Origin of the sequence: Microbispora triticiradicis (assembly GCF_005864065.1) — a bacterium.
Taxonomy (GTDB): domain Bacteria; phylum Actinomycetota; class Actinomycetes; order Streptosporangiales; family Streptosporangiaceae; genus Microbispora; species Microbispora triticiradicis.
Window position 1 is genome coordinate 1 of record NZ_VANP01000030.1, and the last position, 8,823, is coordinate 8,823.

Annotated in this window: 9 protein-coding genes; 5 read left to right on the forward strand and 4 right to left on the reverse strand. The window is 70.5% G+C overall.

Annotated elements, in window-relative coordinates; genetic code table 11:
* The 3 genes from FED44_RS35220 to FED44_RS35230 all read right to left on the reverse strand — a co-directional run.
* A partial coding sequence (locus tag FED44_RS35220; RefSeq protein WP_138463380.1) for a DUF742 domain-containing protein occupies positions 1-299 on the reverse strand: 299 nt, incomplete at its 3' end.
* A 3-nt stretch (positions 300-302) separates the two neighbouring features.
* The gene (locus tag FED44_RS35225; protein WP_138463381.1) at positions 303-728 is read right to left on the reverse strand and encodes a roadblock/LC7 domain-containing protein; all 426 of its coding nucleotides are present in this window, start codon (positions 726-728) and stop codon (positions 303-305) included.
* The gene (locus tag FED44_RS35230) at positions 725-3,619 is read right to left on the reverse strand and encodes a sensor histidine kinase (protein WP_244302545.1); all 2,895 of its coding nucleotides are present in this window, start codon (positions 3,617-3,619) and stop codon (positions 725-727) included. The genes FED44_RS35225 and FED44_RS35230 overlap by 4 nt, the downstream gene beginning before the upstream one ends.
* 404 nt (positions 3,620-4,023) lie before the next feature.
* On the opposite strand from FED44_RS35230, the gene FED44_RS35235 reads away from it, so the two are divergent.
* Genes FED44_RS35235 through FED44_RS35255 form a run of 5 tightly spaced genes read left to right on the forward strand, consistent with a single transcriptional unit; the run spans position 4,024 to position 8,463 of the window.
* Positions 4,024-5,001: an ABC transporter substrate-binding protein gene (locus tag FED44_RS35235; protein ID WP_244302546.1), complete on the forward strand. Its 978-nt coding sequence runs from the start codon at positions 4,024-4,026 to the stop codon at positions 4,999-5,001.
* Positions 4,998-5,771: an ABC transporter permease gene (locus tag FED44_RS35240; protein ID WP_111702049.1), complete on the forward strand. Its 774-nt coding sequence runs from the start codon at positions 4,998-5,000 to the stop codon at positions 5,769-5,771. The genes FED44_RS35235 and FED44_RS35240 overlap by 4 nt, the downstream gene beginning before the upstream one ends.
* Positions 5,768-6,595, forward strand: a complete 828-nt coding sequence (locus tag FED44_RS35245; protein WP_244302548.1) for an ABC transporter permease — start codon at positions 5,768-5,770, stop codon at positions 6,593-6,595. The genes FED44_RS35240 and FED44_RS35245 overlap by 4 nt, the downstream gene beginning before the upstream one ends.
* Positions 6,596-6,604: 9 nt before the next feature.
* Positions 6,605-7,453, forward strand: coding sequence for an ABC transporter ATP-binding protein (locus tag FED44_RS35250; protein WP_138463383.1), 849 nt, complete (start codon positions 6,605-6,607; stop codon positions 7,451-7,453).
* A 5-nt stretch (positions 7,454-7,458) separates the two neighbouring features.
* Positions 7,459-8,463, forward strand: a complete 1,005-nt coding sequence (locus FED44_RS35255; protein ID WP_111702057.1) for a methyltransferase — start codon at positions 7,459-7,461, stop codon at positions 8,461-8,463.
* 31 nt (positions 8,464-8,494) lie between these two features.
* On the opposite strand, the gene FED44_RS35260 is transcribed toward FED44_RS35255, so the two are convergent.
* Positions 8,495-8,823: GTP-binding protein (locus FED44_RS35260; RefSeq protein ID WP_208759340.1), on the reverse strand; the 329-nt coding region annotated here is incomplete at its 5' end.

Here is an 8,823-nt window from a genome sequence, read left to right on the forward strand (position 1 = left end):
TGCACCAACCCCTCCGCCGCCATGTCCGCGATCACCACACGAACCACACCCAGCGGAATCCGCAGCAACGCCGACACCTCCGCCACCGACCGCACCTGACGGCACAGGGAGGCGATGGCCCGGTGCTCCGGCGGCCTCGTGGACAGGTCGTAGTGCGTGGTCGTGGCGGAGGAGACCAGCGCCTCCAGCGCGAGCTGCATACGTGGCGTCGTACGCCCGCCGGTGACGGTGAACGGGCGCACCGGGGAGGCAGGCTCCTCCGGGAGCGGGCCACCGGGCCGCTGTCCCCAGGGGTCCATGCGTCACCTCCGCGGGTGGGAGGCCTGCAGCTCGGCCCGGACCGCGGGGGTCAGCACCTGCCCCGCACGCTCCACCAGCAACGTCATCTGATAGGCCACCAGACCGAGATCCGAGTCCGCCGCAGCCAGCACCGCCAGACACGACCCGTCACTGATCGACATGATCAGCAACAAACCCCGCTGCATCTCCACGACCGTCTGCACCACCGGGCCGCCCTCGAACACCCGGGACGCCCCCTGCGTCAGACTGATCAACCCCGCGGCCACCGCCGCCAGCTGATCCGCCCGATCCTTGGGGAACCCGTTCGAGAACGCCAGAGGCAACCCGTCGGCCGACACCACCACGGTGTGCGCGACCCCCGGGACCGCACTCACGAAATCACTGATCAGCCAGTTCAGGCCGCGTGCGCCCTGGCTCAACTCCCTCATGCGCCGTCCCCTTTCTTCGTCGGATAGCCCTCGTCCTCACTCAGCTCGCCCCGGGCCACCGCCCGCCCCTGCCGTACTCCCTGCTGGAAGCTGGACAGACGGCTGCGCGCCCGGTCCGGCGACAGGGGCGGCCGCGGCTGCTGTGGCGCCGGCGGCGTCTGCTGCGCCGCCGGCGCCGCCGGCGGCTGCTGTGGTCCGGTCGAATCCGCCGAGCCGGGCACCAGATTGGCCTTCGGGACCCGCTTCGGCAGGCCGGAGGTCGTCGTGCCCTCCCAGGCCGGCTTCTCGGCGGCCGCGGCGGCGGCCTGCCATCCCGCGTCCGTGGCCTGCTCGCGCTGCCACTCCGACGGACCGGTGTCGGTGGCGGGCGTGCGCCGGAACCACGCCGACTCCACGGAGGCGAAGATCGGCAGGAACTCCTCAGCCGGCGGCGCCGGCGGCGCTCCACCCATTCCCACCGGCGCTCCGTACACCGGACCGGTCTGCGTGGGACCGGCAACGGGGCCGGACGGCATGGGGACCGGCCCGGTGTTGACGGAGAACGCTCCGGACTGGGCCGTGATCGGACCCGAGACGGCGGGATCGGAGAAAGCGGGAGCGGAGAAGGCGGACCCGGAGAAAGCGGAACCGGAGACGGTGGGAATCGGGCCGGTCGCCTCGCCGGGCAGGGGCTCGAACGGGCGCATCCGCGAGAACGCCCCGGGCTGCCGGGCGGCGGGAAGCGCCGCCGGCGCCGCCGCGGGAAGCCCCTGCGGGCGGTCGTTCCAGCCGGACGACTGGCCGGTCTGCCCGCTCCAGGCGGGCGCGAAGGCTCCCGCGTAGGACTGCTCCGGGTACGACGCGCGGCCCATGAGGCTCTCCGGCAGCAGGACCATGGCGGTCAGCCCTCCCCCGTCGTGCGGCCTGAGCTGCACCCGGATGCCGTTGCGCATGGCGAGACGGCCGACCACGAAAAGGCCCATCCGGCGGGACACCGACACGTCCACCACCGGCGGGTTCGCCAGCCTCCAGTTGGCCTGGGTGATCTCGTCCGTGGTCATCCCGATGCCGGAGTCGGTGACGGAGATCATCACGCCCCCGCCGTCGATCCGGTTGCCCGAGACGGCCACCCGGGTGTCGCGGGCGGAGAACGACAGCGCGTTCTCGACCAGCTCCGCCATCAGGTGGATGACGTCGTTGACGGCCTGGCCGGCGATCGAGACGTCCGAGGGGAAGTTCAGCACCACCCGCTCGTAACCCTCGACCTCCGACAGCGAGGCCCGCAGGACGTCGGTGATCTCGACGGGCCGGCTCCAGCGGCGGGCGGTCTCCTGCCCGGCGAGGACCAGCAGGTTCTCACTGTTACGGCGCATGCGGGTCGCGAGATGGTCGAGCTTGAACAGGTTCCCGAGCCGCTCCTCGTCCTGCTCGCCCTGCTCCAGCCCGTCGATCAGGGTGATCTGCCGCTCCACCAGCGTCTGCGTGCGCCGCGACAGGTTCACGAACATCGCGTTGACGTTGCCGCGCAGGCGCGCCTCGTCACCCGCCAGCCGTACGGCCTCGCGGTGGACCTCGTCGAAGGCCCGCGCCACCTCGCCGATCTCGTCCACCGACATGACCCCGATCGGCTGCACCTGCTGAGTGCCGGCCGAGTCGGACTCGCGCAGCCGCTGGACGATGTCGGGCAGCCGGTGACCGGCGATCTCCAGCGCCTCGCTGCGCAGCCGCCGCAGCGGCCGGACGACCGAGCGGGCCATGACCAGGGTGATGATCAGGACCACTATCAGGACGGCGACGACCAGGATCACGTTGATCGCGGCGACCCTCTGGTCGGATGCCTGGAGCTCCTCGCTGCGCCCGATCACCGAGCGAGCGAGCGCCAGGTTGACCTTGTGCATCTGGTCGCCGGTCTCGGTGATCGCGTCGAACCAGGTGTCCGCGGCCTGTCCGCCGGGCTCGATGCGGTGCAGCGGCAGGCCGTCGCGGGTGAGGCTCAGGGCGAGGGCGCGCAGGTATTCGGCCCGGTCGACCTTCTGGCCGGTGACGGTGTCCGAGAAGAGCTGGCGCTGCGTGGCCGTGGCCTGCGCGAGGAACGCGTTGCGCTCGCTGACCTCGCGGGCGCGGGCGGCGGTGAACGCGTCGATCTCCGCGTTCTCGAACCGGTTCCGCACCAGGGCGGCGGCGAGCAGCGCGCGCTGCTTGGAGACCTCCTCCTCGGTTCGCGCGAGCGAGGCCATCGACTTGAGTCCCGCGATGACGCCTTCGTCCACGGCGCCCTGCACGGTCTCGTCGTACAGCCGCAGCGCGTCGGCGACGAACAGCGAGTACTTCTCGATCGCGGGCAGCGCGGGAAGCTTGCTCTCCAGGACCGTGGTGCGCAGCGCGGGCAGCTCGTCGAGGCGGCCGCGCAGGCGGACGAGGTCGGCGCGGCCGATGTCGCCGAACGCGGCGCCCGCGGTGTCCGCCTTCGCCCGCACCCGCTGCGCCGCCGCGTCGACCGCCGACTGCTGGTCGCGGATCAGCGAGAGCATCGCCCCGCCCCGGCGGTCCAGCGCCACGTAACGGGCCGTCAGGTCGCGTTCGAGCTGCAGCTCGTGGACGAAGTCACCGACGCCGAGGATCAGCTCGGCCACGTCCTGCACCCGGCGGTACTCCGCCGCGCTGCTGATGGAGGAGGTCACCCGCAGGCCGCCCAGCGAGACCGCGACAGCGGTCGGCACCAGGATCAACGCCAGCAGCCGGGTGCGCAGCCGCCAGTTCTTCAGCGCCAGCCGGCTGCCCGCGTCCTGCCCGGGCTGCTCCGGCTGCGCCGGTTGCTCTCCCTGATCCCCGGCGGACGCCTCGGAGCCGGCCGGCAGCGGGGGCGGCTTCCGTTCACTACGACGACCGCTCTCGGCTGTTGCCGTCCTCACTGATGCAACCTCACGCGGTTCTTCTAGATGGGATTCGGACCTATCACTCGGGATACCTCCCACAAGACACCGGCAATTGGAGCATAAGGCGACGAGATAGACCAACCTGTCGAATAATTTGGCACGGTCCAAGGAGGGAGAGTTTCGCGCGGCGGCGCATCGGGAAAGCTTTGTACGAGCAACACCAAGCGGGACCCGGCATTTCCGAATCAAGTTCTGGACATGCATCGGTCCAAACGACCACACCCCGGGTTACGGGGCATAGTGGATTTACCGACAAGTTTGGTGACATAGGGCTCCTAATCCTGTTATCCCGGTTTAAGTCCCGCTACGCTTCTCGCCCGTCGCCCGGTGCCGCCATCTCTCGCACCGGGCGCCTCCGCTTCCCCACCCCAGGAGACTCCATGAGGCTGACGGGTCACAGGACCGTCATAGGCGTCATAGCAGCGTTGACACTCACCGCGTGTGGCGGTGCGGACACGAATACGACAGCGACCGGCAATAACGGACTGGAGAAAACTACCCTTAAGGTCGGCATTCTCCCCATCGCCGACGTTGCGGCGCTGTTCATCGCGCAGGAAAGGGGGTTCTTCAAGGCCGAAGGGCTGACCATCAAGCCCGAAGTCGTGCAGAGCACCACCGTCGCCATCCCGCAACTGGTGAGCGGCGCGACGGACATCACAATCGGCAACTACTTCACGGTGATTTCGGCCCAGGAGGCGAAAGCAGGGAACTTCCGCATCCTCGCTGATACATATCAGGCGAAACCGGACACCTTTGACATCGTGGTGAAGAAGGACTCACCGATCCAGTCGGTCAAGGACCTCAAGGGCAAGAAGGTCACCATCGCGTCGCTGAACAGCATCGGCGAGCTCGCCGTCGCCTCGACCCTGCGGGCCAACGGGCTGTCCCCCAAGGACGTCCATTACGTCCCGGTGCCCTTCCCCCAGGCGCCGGGCAAGCTGGCGTCGGGCCAGGCGGACGCGGCCTGGCTCAACGAGCCGTTCCTGACCGGCGTGCAGAAGGACATGGGCGCCCGCAAGATCGCCGACACGATGACCGGCGCGATGGCGGACTTCCCGATCGCGGGCTGGACCACGACCGAGCCCATCCTGTCGAAGTATCCCAAGGCGATGGCCGCCTTCCAGCGCGCGATCGTGAAGGCCCAGCAGATCGCCGGCTCCGACCGCAAGGCCGTGGAGAAGGTACTGCCGAACTACACGCAGATCAAACCGGAGGCGGCGTCCATCATCACCCTCGGCGCCTACCCGTCCACCCTCAACCCGACGCGCATCCAGCGGGTGGCCGACCTGATGCTGGAGTACGGCTACCTGAAGGCCAAGATGGACGTGACTCCGCTGCTGGTGCCGATGCCGCAATGATCGTCAGCAAGGTGGTCCGCGGCGCCGTCGGCGTCGCGGTCCTGCTCGTCGTCGCGGAGATCGCCGGCCGTACCGGCCTGATGGACACCCAGATCATGCCGCTGGCGTCCACCGTGCTCGCCGGGGCGGCCGGGCTCGCCGTCGACTCCGAGTTCCTGCACGACGCCTCGGCCACCGTCGAGGTGTGGGCGGAGGGTCTCCTCGTCGCGACCCTGCTGGCCGTACCCGCGGGGGTGCTGCTGGGGAGCCTGCCGAAAGTGGAGATCGGGCTGCGGCCGCTGATCGAGTTCCTCCGGCCGATTCCGTCCATCGCGCTCATCCCGCTGGTCACGCTCATCGCGGCCGGCGACGGCGCGATGAAGGTCACGATCGTCGTCTACGCCGCGTGCTGGCCGGTGCTCGTCAACACCATGTACGGCCTGCACGACGTGGACCCGGTCGCCAGGGACACGATGCGGGCCTTCGGCTTCGGCCGCCTGGCCGTGCTGCTGCGGGTGGCACTGCCGAGCGCCGCTCCGTTCGTCCTGACCGGCGTACGGCTGGCGGCGTCGGTCGCGCTGGTGGTGGCCATCAGCGCGGAACTGCTCTCCGGCGGCGCGGGCGGCATCGGCGTGTACATCATCAAGGCGGGGTCGGGCTACCGGATCGACCTCATGCTGGCGGCCACGGTGTGGGCGGGGCTCATCGGCCTGGTCGTGAACGCGCTGCTCGTCCGGGCCGAACGCGGCCTGTTCCGCTGGCACGCCGCGCGTGCGGGGGTGGCCCAGTGACGAACACGGCCGTGCGCGGCGTCCGGTGGGCCGGCCGGGCGCGCGGGCTCGCCGTGCGGCTGTGGACGGTGCCGGTCGTCGTCGCCGTGTGGGAGGCCGCCGCGCGGGCGGTGGAGTCCGTCTACTTCCCGCCGCCGTCGGCGATCCTGGCCCGGCTGCGCGAGCTGTGGTTCTCCGGACCGCCGGCCCGCCTGTTCCTCAGCGACGCCGCCCTCGCCGACTTCGTGCCCAGCCTCGGTCATCTGTTCGGCGGATGGGCGCTCGCCTGCCTGGGCGGGATCGCCCTCGGCGTGGCGATCGGCCGGTCCCGGACGCTGGCGGGCTACGTCGACCCGCTGATCGAGTTCGGCCGGGCGATCCCGCCGCCGACGCTCATCCCGCTGTTCATCGTGCTGTTCAAGGCGGACACGCGGATGCAGCTCGCCACCATCGTGTACGGCGTGATCTGGCCGGTCCTGGTCAACTCGGTGGACGGCGCCCGCTACGTGGACCGCCTCCACATCGAGACGGCGCGCGTGTTCGGCCTGTCCCGGGCCGAACGGCTCGTCATGGTGATCCTGCCGGCGGCGGCGCCGAAGATCTTCGCGGGACTGCGGCTGAGCCTGTCGCTCGCGCTCATCCTGATGGTCGTCGCCGAGCTCGTGGGCAGCGCCACCAGCGGGATCGGCTACGAGCTGATCTACACGCAACAGAACTTCGACCTGCCGGGGATGTGGGGGACGATCGCGGTGCTCGGCGTCCTCGGCTTCCTCCTCAACTCGTCGTTCCTCGTGGTGGAGCGGCGCACCCTGTCCTGGCACCGGCGTGCCGGGCGAAAAGGCTGAGGTGACACCGTGCTCGACGTCGTCAACCTGACCCACACCTACGGCAGCGGCCCCGATGCCCACCGGGCGCTCGGCGGGATCGACCTCAAGGTCTCCGAGGGCGAGCTCGTCTGCGTCGTCGGCCCGTCGGGCTGCGGGAAGTCGACACTCCTGCGGTCGATCGCGGGGCTCGTACGGCCGACCGGAGGAGAGGTCCGCGTCAAGGGCCGCCCGGTCAGCGGGACGCCCGACGACCTCGCGGTGGTCTTCCAGGACTACAGCAGGTCGTTGTTCCCCTGGCTGTCGGTGCGCGACAACGTGGCGCTGCCGCTGCGGCGGCGCGGCCTCGACCGGACGGCCCGGCGTGCGGCGGCGGCCGAGGCGTTGGCGGCGGTGAGCCTGGAAAGCGCCGCGGCCAAGTATCCCTGGCAGCTGTCCGGCGGCATGCAGCAGCGGGTGGCCATCGCCCGGGCCCTCGCCTACCGTCCCTCGCTGCTGCTGATGGACGAGCCGTTCGGCTCCGTCGACGCCCAGACCCGCGAGGACCTGGAGGACCTCGTCCTCGCCGTACGCGGGCACCACCGCATGACGATCGTCCTGATCACCCACGACATCGACGAGAGCGTCTACGTCGGCGACCGGGTGGTGGTGCTGACCCGGGCGCCCGCCGTGGTCGCCGCCGACCTGCGCGTGGACCTGCCCGGTCCCCGCGACCAGATCGCGACCCGGGAGCTGCCCGCGTTCGTGCACCTGCGGGCCGAGGTGAGCCGCCTGGTGCGCGGCAGGCCCGAGTTCGGCCCCGAGGAGTTCAACACGGTCCCACCGCACACGACGACCTCACCTCTCGTGAAGACACCCTCACATCTGACCAAGGAGTAGTGAACATGACAGAAGCCAGCAGCGTCGTGTGGGAGCACCTGCGCGGGTTCTACCGGGCCGCGGCGCTCGGCGCGATCGTCGACCTCGACTGCGCCGGCCACCTGAAGGACGGACCGCTCACCGTCGAGGAGCTCGCCACCCGCTGCGGCGCGCACGCGCCGTCCCTCGCCCGCCTGCTGCGCACGTGCGCCGCGAACGGGCTGTTCACCGCCGTCTCCCCCGGCACGTACGCGCTGACCGACGCCGGCCGGCTGCTGGTGGACGGCGTGCCCGGCTCGCTGCGCACGGCCGTCCAGTTCAACACCGCGCCCACGCTCGCGTACGGCATGAACACCCTGACCAAGACGGTGCGCGAGGGACGGTCGGCGTTCGTCGAGAAGTACGGAGTGCTCTACGACCACCTCGGGACCGAACCCGAACTGAACCGGATCTTCAACGACTTCATGACCCAGCGGTCGCAGCCGATGGCGGACGGGGTGGCCGCGAGCTACGACTTCTCGTCGGTCAAGACGCTGGTGGACGTGGGCGGCGGCCGGGGCCACATCCTGGCGACGGCGCTGCGGGCCAACCCGCATCTGCGCGGTGTGCTGGTGGAGCTGGCGCACGTGCTGCCGGACGCGCGGGCGGCCTTCGACGAGTGGGGGCTGTCGGAGCGGGTGGAGATCGTCGAGGGCGACTTCTTCTCCTCGGTCCCCGCGGGTCACGACGCCTACCTGCTGGGCAGCGTGATCCACAACTGGGACGACGAGGACGCGACCAGGATTCTGCGCGTGGTCCGCGACGCGATGAGTGACGACGGCCGGGTGCTGCTGGTGGAGTTGGTCCTGCCGGACGACGACTCGGCGCACTTCGGAAAGGACCTGGACATGCGGATGCTCGGCCTGTTCGGACAGGGAAGGGAGCGCAGCAGGTCGGAGCACGACGCGCTGCTGCGGGCGGCCGGGCTGCGCCTGGTCGGCACCTACGGCCTGCCGTTCCACGCCACCCTCGTCGAGGCGGTCCGCGCCTAGACCGGTGACGCCCGAGCCGAGGGCCGCTTCCTCAGGCGCGCCCCCCGCCGGGTACGGCGACCCGCATGGTCAGCGCGTGCTCGACGAGGGTGATCAGGGTGCTCTTCACCGATCCCCGGTCCCGGGCGTCCGTGCGGACGACGGGAATCCGCGGCGACAGGGTCAGCGCCTCCCGCACCTCGTCCTCGGCGTGCGGGTACTGCCCGTCGAAGCCGTTGACGCCGACGACGAACGGCAGCCGCGCCTCCTCGAAGTAGTCCACCGCGGGAAAACTGTCGGCCAACCGCCGGGTGTCGACCAGCACCACCGCACCGATCGCCCCCCGCACCAGGTCATCCCACATGAACCAGAACCGATGCT

What these genes read in the sequence shown, in the direction of transcription:
- FED44_RS35225 (WP_138463381.1), bottom strand. Translation starts at nt 728, where the DNA reads ATGAGGGAGTTGAGCCAGGGCGCACGCGGCCTGAACTGGCTGATCAGT.
- FED44_RS35235 (WP_244302546.1), top strand. Translation starts at nt 4,024, where the DNA reads ATGAGGCTGACGGGTCACAGGACCGTCATAGGCGTCATAGCAGCGTTG.
- FED44_RS35240 (WP_111702049.1), top strand. Translation starts at nt 4,998, where the DNA reads ATGATCGTCAGCAAGGTGGTCCGCGGCGCCGTCGGCGTCGCGGTCCTG.
- FED44_RS35255 (WP_111702057.1), top strand. Translation starts at nt 7,459, where the DNA reads ATGACAGAAGCCAGCAGCGTCGTGTGGGAGCACCTGCGCGGGTTCTAC.